This is a genomic window from Pantoea sp. S61, from assembly GCF_016625145.1.
Lineage (GTDB): Bacteria > Pseudomonadota > Gammaproteobacteria > Enterobacterales > Enterobacteriaceae > Pantoea > Pantoea rwandensis_B.
Window position 1 is genome coordinate 363,087 of sequence record NZ_JACVUO010000002.1, and the last position, 17,801, is coordinate 380,887.

The window sequence follows — 17,801 nt, forward strand, 5'->3', positions numbered from 1 at the left end:
TTGAAATAATGCAGGTAATGTCAAAAGCAGTTTAAGGAGACCCTCAATGTCCACTCAAAAACCTCATCCCTATGGTTTGTATGATCCCTCAGCCGGTAGTGATAGCTGTGGTGTTGGGTTTATTACCCGTAAGGACGGCGAGCAGACCCATGAGATCCTGCAGATGGCGCACAGCGCACTGTGCACAGTACCGCACCGTGGCGGTATGTCTGCTGAGGGCGTGGGCGATGGCGCAGGTGTCAACGTCGACCTTTCTCTGAACTTCTTCCGCAAAGTGACAGGCCAGCCACTGGAAGCTGGCCGCTTTGGTGTGGGTAACTTCTTTGTGCCAAAAGATGCTGAGCTGCGTGCTAACGCAGAGCGTCTGGTCGAAGAAACCCTGGCCGCCCATAACTTCCCTGTGCTGATGAAACGCGATATGCCGTTGGACGGCAGCGTGACACGTCCAGCCGCCCTGCCATTCCAGCTGCCGATTGTGCAGTGGATTTTTGCGGCGCCACAGGAAGTCACTGAACAGATCGAATTCGAGCGTCACATCTATCGTGCGCTGCTGGATATCGAAGCGCGTGCCTTTACAGAAAGCGAATTCGGCGGTCTCTATCCGCTGTCGCTCTCTTCCCGTACTCAGGTATTCAAAGCACGCCTGAACTCAAATGAAGTGATCCCGTACTTCAAAGATTTGACCGATGTGGACCATCAGGTGCGTGGGCTGTTCTTCCATACCCGCTTCTCCACCAACACCGATCCGCACACCACCATGGCACAGCCGTTCCGCCTGATGGCGCACAACGGTGAGCTGAACACCGACCGTAAAAACCGCATCGCAGAAGCGGCATTGATGCTGGCGCGCGGTAAGAAAATCGTGCGTCCGAAAGGCCAGTCCGACAGCTCGCGTCTGGACCAAAGCATTCATAGCCGTTTGATGGAAGATAACCTCGACCTGATCAACGCCGTCGTCTCAATGATGCCGCCAGCGTGGGAAAACGACACCTCACTGTCAAATGAAGTGCGCGCGATGCTGGAGTACTTCTCTCTGTATGAAGAGAAGAACGATGGCCCGGCAGCGTTGATCTTCGGTAATGGCGAAGTGATCGGGGCGCGCCTTGACCGCCTGGGCCTGCGCCCATTGCGTTCTGTCGAAACCGCCGAGTACATCGGTGCGATGTCCGAAGCGGGTCAGATTGCCTTCCCACCGGAAAGCGTACTGCGTCGTGGCCGTATCGAAGCGGGCGGCATGCTCTATTACGATCACAAAGAAAAACGCTCTTACACCACGGTGGAAGCGCTGGAAAAACTGGCAGCAGAGAAAGATTACCTTTCACTGCTGAGCGCGGCTCGCGTGGACCTGCACGATCTGCCGGAAATTCAGGCAGAACAGCTGGGTTCACCGCTGCGCTATCGTGGTGACCTCAAAACCTATCAGCGTTTTGTGGCGTACTACTACAACCAGGAAAGCTTCAAATTCATGATGGACCCGATGCTGCAAACCGGCGCTGAGAAGATCTCGGCGATGGGTTACGGCAACGCCATCAATGGCCTGTCCGACCACGAAGGCGGCATGGCGCACTACTTCTCACAACGCTTTGCTCAGGTCACCAACCCGCCGCTGGATTCGATCCGCGAAGCGGACGGCATGACATTGCGCGTGGCACTGGGTGCGAAGCCGCACTTGGGCCGCAGTAAAGGTCAGCAGGTTATCGTGCCCACGCCGATCCTGACACACCTCGATATGCTGCGTCTGCGCGAGCAAACCGTCGCACCTTATGCGCGTTTCGAGATGCTGTATGAGCCGGTCATCGGCAAAGATATCGTCAGCCGCGCCGCCAACGCCAAAGCGCTGGAAAACGCCATTGATAATCTGGCACAGCAGGTCGTGGATTTCGCACGCCAGCAGGGCGGCATTGCGGTGATCACCGACCGCCACATCTCTTCAACTCACGCGGCGATTCCTATGCTGTTGATGGTCTCTGCCATCAACCAGCGTTTGGTGCAGGAAGGTCTGCGTCTGGATGTTTCTCTGGTGGTAGAAAGCGGCCAGAGCATCTCTTCACACCACATCGCTGCAACCTTGGGCTTTGGTGCGTCAGCGGTTTACCCGCTGGGCGTACAGATGCGCGCGGAAGAGAAATATGGCGAAGGCGAAGAAGGTAACAAAGCCTTCAAACGCTATGCCAAAGCAGCCGAAAAAGCCTTGATGAAGACCATGGGTAAAGTGGGTCTCTGTACTGTTGAGAGCTACAGCTGTGGCGAATTCTTTGAACCTAACTTCCTGAATACCGACGATCCGGTTCTGAAGAAGTACTTCCCGAATATCAAAACACCGGTCGGTGGCGCGGGCTTCCCGGCTATCGCCCAGATGGCGGTTGACTGGCACCAAAGCGCACTGAAAATTCAGGGCGAGGCCGAAGTGCCACTGCTGGGTCTGTTCAAAGAGCGTGCGGAAGGTGCAGGTCACTCTTACGGCACCATCGCCGTGCGTACCTTTATTGATATGACGGAACAGCCGATTCGCTTCGCGGACAAAGCACGCGAAGAGGACAACTTCATCCGTCTGATGACGCTGGCCAAACTGGACAATGCCTTCAGCATTAAAGCTGACGCATTCAAAGACAGTAGCTTCGAACGCATCCCGAACGAGGTCATTGACTCACTGGCGATCACGCCGGATTACCGTCAATTCTCCAGCCTGATGCACGCCGAGCGTAAACGTCGCCCAGCGGCACTGCGTGACATCCTCGCGCTGCCGTGTGATTTGACCCACGTTGACAGCGAAGCGGAGTTTGGTCGCAAACTCGGCCGTTACTCACTGGTCAACAACGGTTTTGCCACCCGTGGATTGAAGTGTGAAGCCGTGGAAGGCAGCCTGAACCAGTTCGAGTTGCGCCTGATTGATTCCATCGCGGGCCTGAAGCCAGAAGATGAACGTCTGGAAGCGCTGGCACGTGCACTGAAAACCCGCTTTAGCAACGACATCGAAAGCAGCAGCGTGGCCGATGGTGTATTGCACATCACCGCTTACGGTAAAGCGGCAAATTACCTGTCACTGATCTTTACCGCGTTGCCTTCGCTGCCACTGGAAGAAATCCAGCCGGCACACGAAATTACCCGCACTTTCGCCTCCGGTGCGATGAGCCACGGAGCGCTGGTTGCGCCTGCGCACGAAGCCGTAGCGCACGGTACCAACATGGTTGGTGGCATGAGTAACTGTGGTGAAGGTGGCGAGCACTATTCGCGTCACGGCACCATCCGCGCTTCACGCATCAAGCAGTTGGCATCGGGTCGTTTCGGCGTATGGGCGGCATATCTGGCCGACCCGATGCTGGAAGAACTGGAGATCAAAATTGGTCAAGGCGCGAAGCCAGGTGAAGGCGGACAGCTGCCTGCACCGAAAGTGACCGTGGAGATCGCCGCAGCGCGTGGCGGTACACCAGGTGTTGAGTTGGTTTCACCCCCACCGCACCACGATACCTACTCTATCGAGGATTTGGCACAGCTGATCCACGATTGTAAAGCCGCACGTGTTCGCGTCATCGTGAAACTGGTGTCCTCTGAAGGCATCGGCACCATCGCGGTTGGCGTGGCGAAAGCGGGCGCAGACGTGATTAACGTGGCAGGTAACACCGGTGGTACCGGTGCGGCCTCGGTCACCAGCCTGAAATACACCGGCCGCGTTGCTGAAATCGGTATCGCGGAAGTGCATCAGGCGCTGTGTGCTAACGGCCTGCGTGACAAGGTGCAGCTGCGTTGCTCCGGTGCACAACAAACCGGTAGCGACGTGATCAAATCTGCCCTGCTCGGTGGCGACAGCTTCGAGTTCGGCACCACCGCGCTGATGATGCTGAAATGCGTGATGGCGAAAAACTGTAACGTTAAATGCCCAGCCGGTTTAACCACCAACGCCGAAGCCTTTGATGGCGATCCGCGTCAGCTGGCGCAGTACTTCGTTAACGTGGCGCAAGAAGTGCGTGAATTCCTCGCACGCCTCGGCCTGCGTTCACTGCGCGAAGCACGTGGCCGTTCTGACCTGCTGCACCTGATGGATCATCCACTGGAAGTCGGCAAGCTGGATCTGCGTGCGATGTTGACCGTGGTGCCAGAGCAGAAAATCGCGAAGCCGGTCTATCTGGAGAAAGATTTTGAGCTGGATGATAGCTGGGTTGAAGAGCTGAAAACGCAGCTGATCGGCCAGGCGAGCCGCGATATCGCGCTCGGCGCAGGCATCACCCTGAACAACCGTAACAAGAGTGTTGGCGGCCAGTTGGCCATCGACATCGAACGTATGCTGAACCACGAGCTGTCTGCTGAACAACGTGCTGCACTGCCAGCGGTGTTCAAAGACGATCGCGGCCGTCATTACCTGGCACCGCGTACCGTAAACATCCACACCAGCGGATCTGCCGGTCAGTCATTTGGCGCCTTCTGCAACGATGGTATGCAGATGAAGCACTACGGCACCTGTAACGACGGCGTAGGTAAAGGTCAGTGCGGTGGCGAGCTGGTGGTGATGTCACCAGGTGGCGGCGCACAAGACAGCGACGGCAACGTGCTGATTGGTAACTTCGCGCTGTTCGGTGCGACCGGTGGTCGCTTGTTCGTACAGGGCCAGGCGGGCGACCGTTTTGCGGTTCGTAACTCTGGCGCTACTGCGGTAGTCGAAGGCGTCGGCGATTTCTGCTGCGAATACATGACTAACGGTGCGATTCTCAACCTCGGCACCTTTGGTAAAGGTTTCGGCAACGGCATGAGCGGTGGTTTCGCTTACCAGTATGACCCGTACGGTGCACTGGCAGGACACGCAGCGGGTGATTCCGTGCTGTTCGGTTCAATCGCTGACGAAGATGAATTGGCGCAGGTTCACAAGCAAGCAGTGCTGACCATGCTGAACTGGCACCTGGAAGCCACCAACTCGCCGCGCGCAGCCTGGCTGCTGGAGAATTGGGAAACCGAGTGCCACCACTTTGTCTACGTGATGCCGCGTTCGCTGCTGCTCTATCAAGATGGTGGCGAGATCCTGAAAGCGAAATCACGTAAGGATTTGCTGGAAGAACTGTCAACCTCACTGGCTGCGCATCAGGTTGCCAAATTCAAGGCAGCATGGCGCACCGGCAAAACCATTGCGGATGGCGCCGTACCGGCTTACGGTGCGACGGATACAGCGGAAATGTTCGTGCTGCTCAACAACTACACCGTATTGAGCTTCGCGCAGCAACTGGCGCTCGGCAAACTGCCAAAAGGTACTGCCGTTGAAGACCCTGCGGTTGAGAAAGCGGTACGCAATTTGCTGATGACGGAAGACTTCGCGCTGGTGAGCAAACTGCAACGCCATGCACGCTCAGCGATTGAAAGCTACAGCGATGACGAACTGGCTAGCCTGATTGCAGCAAAACGTATGTCCGATTACAAAGCAGCCTTAACGCAACGCAACATTCGCTCCATGGACAGCCTGGCGACCTATGGCTGGATCATTTATCAGGATGCCCGCAACCGTGAGGTGCTTGGCCATCTGCCTGATTTCGAAGAGCTGTTTGCACGCGCCGCGCTGCCAGAAATCGCCGCTGCTGTCGGGAAACTTTCCTGATAGCAGCACCAATGAATGTGTGTATATTGACTGAACATCACGAGACGGGTTTGAGTACAGATATCCATGAAGATTCCTTACATTCCTGAAGATGCGCCGTTTAACGGCGAACAGAAATACTGGCTGGCGGGTTTTCTCGCCGGTCTCCACTCGCGTCTGTTGGTATTAGAAGATAAGCAGACGGCACCTGCGGCCGGTGGCGCCACCAACACGCAGTTGCACATTCTGTTCGGTTCACAGACCGGCAACGCAGAAGCGCTGGCGCAAACTGCCGCTAAAGCCGCGCGTGCCAAAGGTCTGGTGCCGGTGGTTCAGGCATTGGGCGAAGTAGACCTGGACGTGTTCGCCACCATGCGTCATGTGCTAATTGTCACCTCCACCTACGGTGAAGGCGAGATGCCGGACAATGCCCAGCTGTTCTGGCAAGCACTCTCAGCCAGCACCGCGCCACGTCTGGAGCAGATGCACTTTGCTATCCTGGCGATCGGCGATACCGGCTACGATGGCTTCTGCCAGGCCGGTAAATTCTTCGATATGCGTCTGGAACAGCTGGGTGCAAAACGCGTCTTTGACCGCATCGACTGCGATATTGATTTTGAAGAGCCTTCCAGCGCATGGATTGGCGACGCGATGCCACAGTTTGCCGCCAGTGCCGGTAGCAGCGGCACGGTGTTAGAGAGCGCGCCAGAAGCACCGGTGATTCCAGGTAGCAACAAGCAAAACCCTTATGCTGCAGCGCTGGCGACGAACAAGCGTCTGTCTGGCGAATCATCGGCGAAAGATATTCGCCACTTTGAATTCGATCTCACTGACAGCGGCCTGAAATATGAAGCCGGTGACGCATTGGGTGTCATCCCAGTGAACGATGCTGAGCTGGTTAGCCTGTTGCTGAGCGAGCTGAAAGCGGACTATGAAACCCCGGTGCCAGGCTTTGATCGTAACCTCGGCGATCTGCTGACCTACCAGTTCGAGATCTCCGAACCATCGCGCAAGCTGATTGAGTGGGTGGGTCAACACACTGCCAACCAGGAACTGCTGCACGTATTACAGCACGACGATAAAGACACCCTGGCTAACTGGCTGTGGGGCAAAGACACGCTGGACCTGCTGCAGCTTGAGCTGAAGCGCACTCTGTCTGTGCCAGAGTTCGTGGCGATGCTGCGTCCGTTGCAACACCGTGCGTACTCCATCTCCTCCAGCTCCAAAACGCATCCGAATCAGGTGCACCTGACGATTGCTTCCGTGCGCTATCACAGCGGTGGCCGTGAGCGTAAAGGCGTCTGCTCTACCTATCTGGCCGAGCGCGTGCGCCGTGGCGAGAAGCCAGCGATCTTTATTTCGCCAAACAAAGCGTTCCGCGTGCCGGCTAACGGCAATGCTCCGCTGATCATGGTTGGCCCTGGCACCGGTATTGCTCCGTTCCGTGCGTTCTTGCAGGAACGTCAGTCAACGGGTGCTGAAGGTAAGAACTGGCTGTTCTTTGGCGATCAGCATCAGGAACACGACTACATCTATGAAGATGAGCTCAACGGCTGGCAGCAAAGCGGTCTGTTAACACATCTCGACCTGGCGTTTTCACGCGATCAGGAAGAGAAGATCTACGTACAGAACCGTATGCTGGAAAAAGGCGCTGAACTGTATGCCTGGCTGCAGGATGGCGCGTACTTCTATGTTTGTGGCGATGCTTCACGCATGGCGAAAGACGTGGATGCAGCGCTGTATGAAGTGGTGCGCCAGTTTGGTGGCCTCTCCAGCGAACGTGCAGCGGCTTACATTGACCAGTTGAAGAAAGATAAACGCTATCTGCGTGACGTCTACTAAGACCCATAAGAGGAAGCTGATGAGCTTCCTTTTTAACCTCTGCTGTCGCAGCACGCTGAATCGCGCCATGTAACAGCGGTTCAGATGTGCGATCAATCGCGCCGTTATTGAGAAGTGCATCCATAAAGAAACGGGCCAATTGGCCCGTTTCTTATTTCATGCGATTTACTTCACCACGCGTAATGAAGGGCGCCCACCACGCGGTGGCGGTTCATCATCCGGCGAGTGATCGTTATCAGCCGCATCGTCGGGACGATCGCCATCAATCACAGACATCATCGTCTCTTCCTGGCCTTCCTTTTCGTTGGTTTCCAGCTCGTAAGCCGGTTCCGGTTCGAACATGGTACCTGCACCGTTTTCACGTGCGTAGATGGCCAGCACAGCGGCCATTGGCACAGAAACTTGGCGCGGCACGCCGCCGAAGCGCGCATTGAAACGCACTTCGTCATTGGCGAGGTCGAGGTTACCGACAGCGCGCGGCGCAATGTTCAGAACGATCTGGCCATCACGCGCATACTCCAGCGGCACCTGCACACCAGGCAGATTGATGTCGACCACCAGATGCGGCGTTAACTGGTTGTCGAGCAGCCAGTCATAAAACGCACGCAGCAGATATGGACGACGAGCCGTTAGTTGCGACATTTCCATACATTAGCCCCGGGCTTGCAGGCGCATTTCACGTTCCGCTTCCGTTAATGAAGCGAGGAAAGAGTCACGTTCAAATACGCGCGTCATGTAGCCTTTCAGCTCTTTAGAACCGGCACCAACCAGTTCAACGCCCATTTGCGGCAGGCGCCACAGCAGCGGTGCCAGGTAGCAATCAACCAGGCTGAACTCTTCGCTCATAAAGAACGGCGTGCGAGAGAACAGCGGGGCAATCGCCAGCAGCTCTTCACGCAGTTGTTTGCGCGCGGCATCTGCTTCAGCGTTGTTACCGGTTTCGATTGCGCGCATCAGGGTGTACCAGTCCTGCTCGATGCGGTGCATCATCAGACGGCTTTCACCACGGGCAACCGGATAAACAGGCATCAGCGGTGGATGCGGGAAACGCTCATCCAGGTATTCCATGATGATGCGTGATTCATACAACGTCAGTTCACGGTCGACCAGCGTTGGTACAGTGCGATACGGGTTGAGGTCAATCAGATCCTGCGGCAGGTTATCCGTTTCAACCTGCTCGATCTCCACGCTGACGCCCTTTTCAGCCAGTACAATACGTACTTGATGGCTAAAAATGTCAGTCGGACCGGAAAACAGCGTCATTACCGAACGTTTGTTGGCAGCGACAGCCATGAAAACCTCCAAGTTTGTTCACAAAAAGATACTGCGAATAGCCAACCACGCGGCGACTCACCTGCTCATCAGATTCGCACGCAGCCAACGTCAGTGGCGCTTTTCCGTCGTCCCGACAGAAATAACGCGCACAACGCTCCGGCTTGCGGGCGCAAAGTGTCAGTGAGTTTACCAGATTTTAAGCAGCTTGTGGGGCAGGGATAATGATTTGCGGGCAAAATGCGGGTAAAGCTCGCGTTTTTAGCGTGAAAAATCGTGAATGGCGGCAATAAAAAACCCGCCGAAGCGGGTTTTTTGAGCAAATTGTGTCTGCCGAAGCAGCAACAATTAACGCTTAGAGAACTGCGGACGACGACGTGCTTTACGCAGGCCGACTTTCTTACGTTCAACTTCACGTGCGTCACGGGTAACGAAGCCCGCTTTACGCAGTTCAGGACGCAGAGACTCGTCGTATTCCATCAGAGCGCGTGTGATACCGTGACGGATCGCACCAGCCTGACCAGAAATACCACCACCTTTAACAGTGATGTACAGGTCAAATTTACCAACCATATCAACCAGCTCCAGCGGCTGACGCACGACCATGCGTGCAGTCTCGCGACCGAAGTATTGCTCCAGTGAGCGCTGGTTAATTACGATGTTACCGCTACCCGGCTTGATGAAGACGCGAGCGGCAGAGCTTTTGCGGCGACCAGTGCCGTAGTTTTGAGTTTCAGCCATTGCCTATAATCCCGATTAAATGTCAAGAACTTGCGGTTGCTGCGCCGCGTGAGTGTGCTCGTTGCCTGCGTAAACTTTCAGTTTACGGTACATAGCACGACCCAGTGGGCCTTTCGGCAGCATGCCTTTAACCGCGATTTCAATCACACGCTCAGGACGGCGCTCGATCATCTCTGCAAAGGTCGCTTGCTTGATACCACCGATGTGGCCAGTGTGGTGATAGTAAATCTTGTCAGTACGCTTGTTGCCGGTTACAGCAACTTTCTCAGCGTTCAGAACGATGATGTAATCACCGGTATCAACGTGCGGAGTGTATTCCGCTTTGTGCTTACCACGCAGACGGCGCGCCAGTTCAGTCGCCAGGCGACCCAAGGTTTTGCCCGTTGCGTCAACAACATACCAGTCACGCTGTACGGTTTCTGGTTTAGCTGTAAAAGTTTTCATTGAAAAGCTTACCCAAATAAAAAGTTACACGTTGGTGAAATCCCAAACGCTAAGTAAACGATTGAGGCTCACACGACCATTTTGCCCAGCAAGCCACCCCTTCAAGTGAGTTACCGGATCACATCGAGTTCTTGGGAAAGAAAACCGATGCTGTAACGTGGGGTCGCAAGATTATAGAGAAGTCGAACTCAAAGATCGAACCTTTTTGCATCGAAATCCTGCGATTTTTGCCCACGTCATTAGGGCAGATGCGGCAGACGCAAATACTCTTCGCTTTGCATCTCCTGCAAACGCGACAAGCAGCGTTGATACTCAAACTTCAGGCGCGTGCCCTGATAAATTTCAAACAATGACGTTTCGGCCGCCACCACCAGTTTCACGTGGCGCTCGTAGAATTCATCGACCAACGCCAGGAAGCGGCGCGCCTGATCTTCCGTCTTGTAAATCATCACCGGCACATCATACAGCAATACGCTGTGGAAGCGGCGTGATAGCTCGATGTAGTCATGCTGGCTACGCCCGGTGCCGCACAGCGTGAGGAAATCGATCGCCAGCACGCCTTCGTTAACGCCCAGCGTTGGCATCTCACGATGGTTAATGTCCAGCACGGGGGCATCTTCACGCGGCTTACCTGAAAGCGCGCGGAACATGCGCTCCATTTCGGCATGCGTGTCCTCATTGAGCGGGAAATTCCACAGATGGGCTGACGTGAGGGTACGCAAGCGATAGTCGATACCCGCATCGACGTTCATCACATCACAATGACGTTTGATCTGCTCGATGGCGGGCAGAAAACGCGGGCGCTGCAGGCCATTGCGATAGAGATCGTCAGGCGGAATATTGGAAGTCGCCACCAGCGCAATGCCGCGATCAAACAGCGCTTGCATTAGCGTACCCAACAGCATCGCATCCGTAATGTCTGAAACGAAGAATTCGTCGAAGCAGAGAATATCGGTCTCCGCTTTAAAGCGGTCGGCCACGATCAGCAGCGGATCGCTATGGCCTTGTAACTGCGTCAGTTCTTCATGGACGCGCAGCATAAAGCGGTGAAAATGCAGACGAAGTTTGCGGTCGCCAGGAATAGACTGAAAAAACAAATCCATTACCCAGGTTTTACCGCGACCCACGCCGCCCCACATATACAGCCCGCGCACCGGGGCTTCGCTGCTGCTTTTCTCTTTACCCATCAGCTTTGACAGGCGGCCAAACAGCCCTTTCGCCGCAGGTTCCTGCGAGGGCTTGCGGGCAATCAATCCTTGCTGGATAGCATCTAAACGGGTAATGGCTTCACGTTGTACATCATCCGGGCGGAACTCGCCCTGTGACAGCGCCTGCTCATAGCGGGCAAGCGGAGATGAGGTTTGCATGGTTCTCTCAGAATCCCTGAAAAAGTCCGATTCACGGGTCGGTTGGCGAAAATTAGGCCGCTCTACAGTAAGCGATGCAGCCCGATAGTTCCACTTCCATAAGATTATTGGTTATAGTGGCTGCTATTGAAGTGGAAACAGAAGCAATGCCCTACGAAGCAACGGAAATTACACGGGAGTCATTATGACCTGGGAATACGGGCTGATTGGTTTAGTGATTGGCATTATTGTCGGCGCAGTCGTTATGCGTTTTGGCAACAAGAAGCTGCGTGAGCAGCGAAGCATGCAGTACGAACTGGAAAAATCGAAGGCTGAGCTGGCAGATTATCGTGAAGAGCTCACCAACCACTTTGCGCGCAGCGCAGAATTGCTGGACAACATGGCACATGACTACCGCCAGCTGTATCAGCATATGGCGAAGGGTTCGAATGACCTGCTGCCAAATCTGCCGGGCGAAAAAAATCCGTTTGCTTATCAGTTAACGGAAGCCGAAGCGGACAATGACCAAGCACCGGTGCAAATGCCGCGTGATTACTCTGATGGCGCATCGGGTTTGCTGCGTGGTAGCGACCGTACTCCGCGTAAATAATCCTTTTGGGGCACAGCTTAGCTGTGCCCTTTTTGTTTTCCGAACACTTACGCCAAACTACTGTCACACTTTCTATCCCCTTTCTTCTTTCGCAGCGAGAGCGTTGTAGCAATGAAAAAACAAGCACGACTGTTAAGCGCATTAGCCTTGAGTATTGGGATGAGTCTGGCGGCAACGCCTGGCGCGATGGCGACGCTGCCCGCACAGGTGCAGGGACAAGCACTGCCGAGTCTGGCACCCATGCTGGAAAAAGTTCTGCCCGCGGTCGTTAGCGTGCATGTTGAAGGCACCGACAGCGGCCAGCAGGCACAGGATATTCCTGAACCGCTAAAGCGCTTCTTTGGCCAGGCACCGGGACAATCCCAGCCGCAGCCGTTTGAGGGCCTTGGTTCAGGTGTCATCATTGATGCGGCTAAAGGTTACATTCTCACCAACAATCACGTGGTAAACGGTGCCGATAAAATCAGCGTCCAGCTCAGCGATGGCAATGAATATGATGCCAAGCTGATTGGCCATGATGAGCAAACCGATATCGCGCTGATCCAGGTTGAAGGCGCTAAAAATCTGACGCAGGTGAAAATCGCCGACTCCGACGCGCTGAAAGTGGGCGATTTTGCCGTGGCTATCGGTAACCCCTTCGGTCTTGGCCAAACGGCCACCTCCGGCATTATTTCGGCGCTCGGCCGCAGCGGGTTGAACCTTGAAGGTCTGGAAAACTTCATCCAGACCGATGCAGCAATCAACCGGGGTAACTCTGGCGGTGCGCTGGTGAACCTGAATGGCGAGCTGATTGGTATCAACACCGCGATTCTGGCCTCCAGTGGCGGCAACATCGGTATCGGCTTCGCGATCCCAAGCAATATGGCGATGAACCTCGCGCAGCAGCTGATTCAGTCTGGTGAAGTGAAGCGTGGTCAGTTGGGCATTAAAGGCACCGAAATGACGCCTGACATCGCCAAAGCCTTTAACGTTGACGCGCAGCGCGGTGCCTTTGTTTCTGAAGTGCTGCCTAATTCAGCGGCGCAGAAAGCGGGCATTAAAGCGGGCGACATCATCACCTCCATCAATGACAAAGCGATCACCAGCTTTGCCGAGCTGCGCGTAAAAGTGGGCACCACCCCACCAGGTCAGCAGGTGAAAATTGGTCTGCTGCGTGAAGGCAAACCGGTGACTGTGACCGTGACGCTGGAACAGAGCGCGCAAACCACCGCCAGCGCCCAGCTGATGTCTCCGGCGTTACAAGGTGCCACCTTGAGCGATGGTGCCTCTAAAGCCGGTGATAAAGGCGTGAAAGTGGATGCCATCGAAAAAGGCACGCCAGCGGAGCAGGCAGGTTTGCAGAAAGATGATGTGATTGTCGGTGTGAACCGCGATCGTGTGACCTCGCTGGCTGAAATGCGTAAAGCGCTGGAAAGTAAACCCGCGATCCTGGCACTGAACGTGGTGCGCGGCGACGAGAGCATTTACTTACTTATGCGATAATCCTCGTAACAGGCGGACAAGCAGGTGTTTGTCCGCCTTTCTCATGTTATTCTGCCCAGCGATCCCACCTTTCCTGAAATAACACCATGTTTCTTAAACTTTTGCGTTCTGTGGTGATGGGCCTGATCGTAGCGGGTTTGCTGCTGGTTGCGATTCCTGCGCTGCGTATGAGCAGCAACGTCACCTTTGATCATGACAACAGTGATGATGAATCCCCCGTGAGTTTCAATCAGGGGGTGCGCCGCGCTGTGCCTGCGGTGGTCAACGTCTACAACCGCAGTGCCCATGGCAACAACAATCGCGGTATCACCACGCTGGGTTCTGGCGTGATCATGAACATGAAAGGCTACATTCTCACGAACAAGCATGTGATTAATAACGCCGACCAGATCATCGTGGCGTTGCAGGATGGCCGCTTCTTTGAAGCCACTTTAGTGGGTTCAGATGCGATGACCGATTTAGCGGTGCTGAAGATCAGCGCCACTAACCTGCCGGTGATTCCGATTAACGCGAACCGTATCGCACATATCGGCGATGTGGTGATGGCGATTGGTAACCCCTACAACCTCGGGCAGACCGTCACTCAGGGCATTATCAGTGCCACCGGGCGCGTGGGCTTGAGCTCATCAGGTCGTCAAAATTTCCTGCAGACCGATGCATCCATCAATCAGGGCAACTCAGGCGGTGCGCTGATTAACTCGCTCGGCGAACTGATGGGCATTAACACCCTGACATTTGATAAAAGCAATGATGGCGAAACGCCGGAAGGGATTGGCTTTGCGATTCCAACCGCGTTGGCAACCAAGATCATGGATAAGTTGATTCGTGACGGTCGGGTCATTCGTGGCTATATCGGCATCACCGGCCGTGAGCTGCCGCCGCTACACGGTCAGGGCAGCAGTCTGGATCGTGCACAGGGTATTATCGTCAGTGAGGTTACGCCAGGCGGGCCAGCCGACCAGGCAGGGATTCAAGCCAATGATGTGCTTTTACAGGTGAACGGCAAACCGGCGCTGTCGGCGCAGGAAACCATGGATCAGGTCGCCGAGATTCGTCCAGGATCGGTGATTCAGGTGCAGGTTCTGCGTAACGAACAGAAGATGATGCTGCCGGTCACTATTCAGGAGTTTCCAGAGGCACCTGCCGCTCCCACGACACAGCAGTAACGATGAAATGAACAGCGGCGCAATATGCGCCGCTGTTGTCTGAATCACCCTATCCCGAGCAAGAATAATTAGCTACGATCCACCGGGAAGGCAATCACGTCGCTTAATGCATTGGCTTTCAACGCCAGCATAATCAAACGATCCACACCCAACGCCACACCTGAACAAGCAGGCATGCCATGTGCCAGCGCATCCAGCAGGTTGGTATCAATCGGATGCTGCGGTAAGCCACGCGCTGCACGGCGACGATTATCCTGCTCAAAGCGCTGACGCTGTTCGCGGCTATCGGTTAACTCGCGGAAGCCGTTAGCCAGCTCCACGCCTTTGTAATACACCTCGAAACGCTCAGCGACGCGATGATCCTCAGTGCTGATTTCGGCCAATGCCGCCTGACTGGCCGGGAAGTGATACACGAAGCACGGTTTGTCGTTACCAATCTTCGGTTCAACACCCAGCATAAACAGCAGCTGCAACAAGGTATCACGGTCTTCTTCACGGTTCGCCAGTTCACCCTCACCCAACTTCGTCGCGGCTTCACGCAGCTGCGTTTTATCCGCTGACAAAGGATCAAGTTCCAGATGGCGAATAAACGCCTGCTGATACGATAAAGATTCGGCGCTATCGCACTCCAGCACCTGCTGCATCAGATCATCGACTTCATTCATCAGGCGATACATATCATAGTGAGGACGATACCACTCCAGCATGGTGAACTCTGGATTATGATGACGACCTGCCTCCTCATTACGGAAGCAACGCCCCATCTGATAGATCGGGCCACTGCCCGCCGCCAGCAGGCGCTTCATATGATATTCCGGGCTGGTCATCAGCCACAGATCGCGCCCTTCCGCTGCGCCTGGACCCACAAAGCGCGTCTGGAATGGGACCAGATGGATATCCGTGATGGTCGCCTGGCTCATTGCCGGGGTATCGACCTCCAGCACGCCGCGATCGGCAAAGAAACGCCGAATTTCCGCTAAGATAGCGGCGCGTTTCAACAAATTGGCAATGGGTGCGCTCGGCTGCCAGCTTGCCGTTTCGCTCATGTTGGTGACTCCTTATACACATAAGGGGGAGAAGTCTACCCGTATTGGCTACGGCAAACAACGGCGTGACGGGATCGAAGGCGTTAGCGGTGCTTTTTCAGACAAAGAAAGAGGGAGTCAGGAAATCCGGTACGAAATCGGGTTTCGCACCGGTTTGGATCACTGTGCGCTGCGCTGAATCGCTTTGCCACCGGCCTGAACGTCCTCGCCAACACCACGGGTGGTGTTGCAGGCGGTCAACACAGAGGAAAGCACCAGAACAGAAAGAATCGCGACAATACTTTTCTTTAACATAGCCATATCCTTGTTGGTTGCAATAAAAGTACAGCCATTCAAGCATAGACCTTATACACGACCTTGCTGGCTAAGCCGCTGAGAAAAGGCGGCGCCCTCGCAATTTATTTATCAGTTGCGCGTGAAATGGCACCGCCCAAATGGGAGACGTCTTCACCAAAGCCGTGGAAAGTGTTGCAGGCACTCAAAGCAGAAGAGACCAGCAACGCAAAAACAGCCAATTTCGCCATCTTTTTCATTATTCTGAACTCATAAAGGAAAAAAGGCGCATCGAGTGATGCGCCTGATTTGGCAATTATTTTACGCGCGAAACGTATTCGCCAGAGCGGGTGTCAACTTTAACCACTTCACCAATCTGCACGAACAGTGGAACTTTGATCACTGCGCCAGTAGACAGGGTCGCTGGCTTGCCGCCGGTACCGGCAGTATCACCTTTCAGACCTGGATCTGTTTCGATGACTTCTGCTTCGATGAAGTTCGGTGGCTGAACAGCGATCGCTTTATCGTTCCACAGGGTAACGATACAATCCGCATTGTCCTGCAACCATTTGGTCACGTCGTCCAGCACTTTAGATTCGATCTGATACTGCTCGAAAGATTCTGGGTGCATGAAGTAATAGAAGTCGCCGTCGTTGTAAGAGTACTGCAGCGTCATATCACGAACGTCTGCGCCTTCGGCAGAGTCGGTAGATTTGAAGGTCTTCTCAACGCGAGAACCGGTCAGCAGACGACGCATTTTAACGCGTGCAAATGCCTGGCCTTTACCCGGTTTAACGAACTCACTGGCTTCGATGGCATATGGCTCGCCTTCGAACATGATTTTAAGACCGGGACGGAAATCGTTGCTAAGATAAGTCGCCATAAAGGCCCTCTGTAAATATTGAACTGGTAATAGCCAAAAAAATGGCAAACATTGTAACCCTAAATCCCCCCATCAGAGAAGATTGGTTGCAGCAACTTGCTGATGTTGTCACCCATCCTACTGAATTACTGCAACTTTTATCTCTCGAACAGCATGCGGATCTGGCCGCAGGCAACGATGCGCGCAAGCTTTTTGCGCTGCGCGTGCCGCGTGCCTTTATTCAGCGCATGACGCCAGGCGATGCAAACGACCCCCTTTTGCTGCAGGTGGTGACCAGCCGTCAGGAGTTTGTTGATGCGCCAGGTTACAGCACTGACCCGCTGGATGAGCAAAGTAGCGTGGTGCCCGGTTTATTGCATAAGTATCGCAACCGTGCGTTGTTGCTGGTGAAAGGTGGCTGTGCGGTTAACTGCCGCTACTGCTTCCGTCGCCATTTCCCCTATCAGGATAATCAGGGCAATAAGCGCAACTGGCAGGCGGCGATTGATTACATCGCTGAGCATCCAGAGCTGGATGAGATTATCTTCTCGGGTGGCGATCCGCTAATGGCCAAAGACCATGAGCTGGCGTGGCTGGTCGGCGCGCTGGAGAAAATCCCGCACCTGAAGCGTCTGCGCATTCATAGCCGCCTCCCGGTAGTGATCCCCGCACGCATTACCGAAGGGTTATGCCAGATTCTGGCCGAAACGCGCCTGCAAGTGCTGATGGTGAGCCATATCAACCACGCGCAAGAGATTGACGATGAGCTGCACTACGGCATGCAGATGCTAAAACGTGCGGGCGTCACTTTACTTAATCAAAGCGTGCTGCTGCGCGGTATCAATGATGATGCACAAGTGCTGGCTAACCTGAGCAACGCGCTGTTTGATGCCGGCATTCTGCCCTATTACCTGCACGTGCTGGATAAAGTACAGGGCGCGGCGCATTTCTTTGTGTCGGATGATGAAGCCCGTGCGCTAGTGCGCCAGTTGTTAACCATGGTATCGGGTTATATGGTGCCGAAGCTGGCGCGCGAGATTGGTGGTGAGCCGAGCAAAACACCGCTGGATTTACAGCTACGTCAGGAATAACCGCCGCGCGAGACATTGCGCCCACAAAAAAAAGCCGCATCAGCGGCTTTTTTTACATATCTTTCATAC

At 54.7% G+C, this 17,801-nt stretch carries 15 protein-coding genes; 6 read left to right on the plus strand and 9 right to left on the minus strand.

Going from position 1 to position 17,801, the window contains the following annotated elements:
- Positions 1-46: 46 nt before the first annotated feature.
- Together IAE30_RS07040 and IAE30_RS07045 are read left to right on the plus strand one after the other, a co-directional pair.
- Positions 47-5,578: a glutamate synthase-related protein gene (locus IAE30_RS07040; protein ID WP_038649510.1), complete on the plus strand. Its 5,532-nt coding sequence runs from the start codon at positions 47-49 to the stop codon at positions 5,576-5,578.
- 66 nt (positions 5,579-5,644) lie between these two features.
- A complete protein-coding gene (locus tag IAE30_RS07045) occupies positions 5,645-7,399 on the plus strand; it encodes a sulfite reductase subunit alpha (protein WP_045815870.1) in 1,755 nt (584 codons plus the stop codon).
- A gap of 165 nt (positions 7,400-7,564) precedes the next feature.
- On the opposite strand, the gene sspB is transcribed toward IAE30_RS07045, so the two are convergent.
- The 5 genes from sspB to zapE form a co-directional block, all read right to left on the minus strand.
- Positions 7,565-8,047, minus strand: coding sequence for a ClpXP protease specificity-enhancing factor (gene sspB, locus IAE30_RS07050; protein ID WP_200678654.1), 483 nt, complete (start codon positions 8,045-8,047; stop codon positions 7,565-7,567).
- Between the two features lie 3 nt (positions 8,048-8,050).
- Complete coding sequence (gene sspA / locus IAE30_RS07055; protein WP_034826645.1) at positions 8,051-8,692, minus strand: stringent starvation protein SspA; 642 nt, start codon at positions 8,690-8,692, stop codon at positions 8,051-8,053.
- Between the two features lie 327 nt (positions 8,693-9,019).
- Entirely contained in the window at positions 9,020-9,412 is a 393-nt protein-coding gene (gene rpsI / locus IAE30_RS07060) for a 30S ribosomal protein S9 (protein WP_034826648.1), read from the minus strand.
- Positions 9,413-9,427: 15 nt separating this feature from the next.
- The gene (gene rplM, locus IAE30_RS07065) at positions 9,428-9,856 is read right to left on the minus strand and encodes a 50S ribosomal protein L13 (RefSeq protein ID WP_034826650.1); all 429 of its coding nucleotides are present in this window, start codon (positions 9,854-9,856) and stop codon (positions 9,428-9,430) included.
- 239 nt (positions 9,857-10,095) lie between these two features.
- A complete protein-coding gene (gene zapE, locus IAE30_RS07070; RefSeq protein WP_038649520.1) occupies positions 10,096-11,223 on the minus strand; it encodes a cell division protein ZapE in 1,128 nt (375 codons plus the stop codon).
- A gap of 184 nt (positions 11,224-11,407) precedes the next feature.
- Here zapE and zapG point away from each other — a divergent pair, with 184 nt between their 5' ends.
- The 3 genes from zapG to degS all read left to right on the plus strand — a co-directional run bounded on the left by zapG (position 11,408) and on the right by degS (position 14,460).
- The gene (zapG, locus tag IAE30_RS07075; RefSeq protein ID WP_034826655.1) at positions 11,408-11,812 is read left to right on the plus strand and encodes a Z-ring associated protein ZapG; all 405 of its coding nucleotides are present in this window, start codon (positions 11,408-11,410) and stop codon (positions 11,810-11,812) included.
- A 111-nt stretch (positions 11,813-11,923) separates the two neighbouring features.
- Positions 11,924-13,294, plus strand: coding sequence for a serine endoprotease DegQ (gene degQ, locus IAE30_RS07080; RefSeq protein WP_038649523.1), 1,371 nt, complete (start codon positions 11,924-11,926; stop codon positions 13,292-13,294).
- An 86-nt stretch (positions 13,295-13,380) separates the two neighbouring features.
- Entirely contained in the window at positions 13,381-14,460 is a 1,080-nt protein-coding gene (degS, locus tag IAE30_RS07085; protein WP_200678656.1) for an outer membrane-stress sensor serine endopeptidase DegS, read from the plus strand.
- A gap of 68 nt (positions 14,461-14,528) precedes the next feature.
- Here degS and epmA read toward each other — a convergent pair whose 3' ends face one another.
- The 4 genes from epmA to efp all read right to left on the minus strand — a co-directional run bounded on the left by epmA (position 14,529) and on the right by efp (position 16,662).
- On the minus strand, positions 14,529-15,506 hold the full coding sequence (gene epmA / locus IAE30_RS07090; RefSeq protein WP_038649528.1) for an elongation factor P--(R)-beta-lysine ligase: 978 nt from the start codon (positions 15,504-15,506) through the stop codon (positions 14,529-14,531).
- Positions 15,507-15,665: 159 nt separating this feature from the next.
- Complete coding sequence (locus IAE30_RS07095) at positions 15,666-15,800, minus strand: entericidin A/B family lipoprotein (protein WP_038649531.1); 135 nt, start codon at positions 15,798-15,800, stop codon at positions 15,666-15,668.
- Positions 15,801-15,904: 104 nt separating this feature from the next.
- Positions 15,905-16,039 (minus strand): entericidin A/B family lipoprotein, encoded by a 135-nt coding sequence (locus tag IAE30_RS07100; RefSeq protein WP_200678658.1) that lies wholly within the window; start codon positions 16,037-16,039, stop codon positions 15,905-15,907.
- Between the two features lie 56 nt (positions 16,040-16,095).
- Entirely contained in the window at positions 16,096-16,662 is a 567-nt protein-coding gene (gene efp / locus IAE30_RS07105) for an elongation factor P (RefSeq protein ID WP_034826669.1), read from the minus strand.
- Positions 16,663-16,703: 41 nt separating this feature from the next.
- Between efp and epmB the strand changes: the two genes are divergently transcribed.
- Complete coding sequence (gene epmB / locus IAE30_RS07110; RefSeq protein WP_200678661.1) at positions 16,704-17,732, plus strand: EF-P beta-lysylation protein EpmB; 1,029 nt, start codon at positions 16,704-16,706, stop codon at positions 17,730-17,732.
- Positions 17,733-17,801 lie beyond the last annotated feature (69 nt).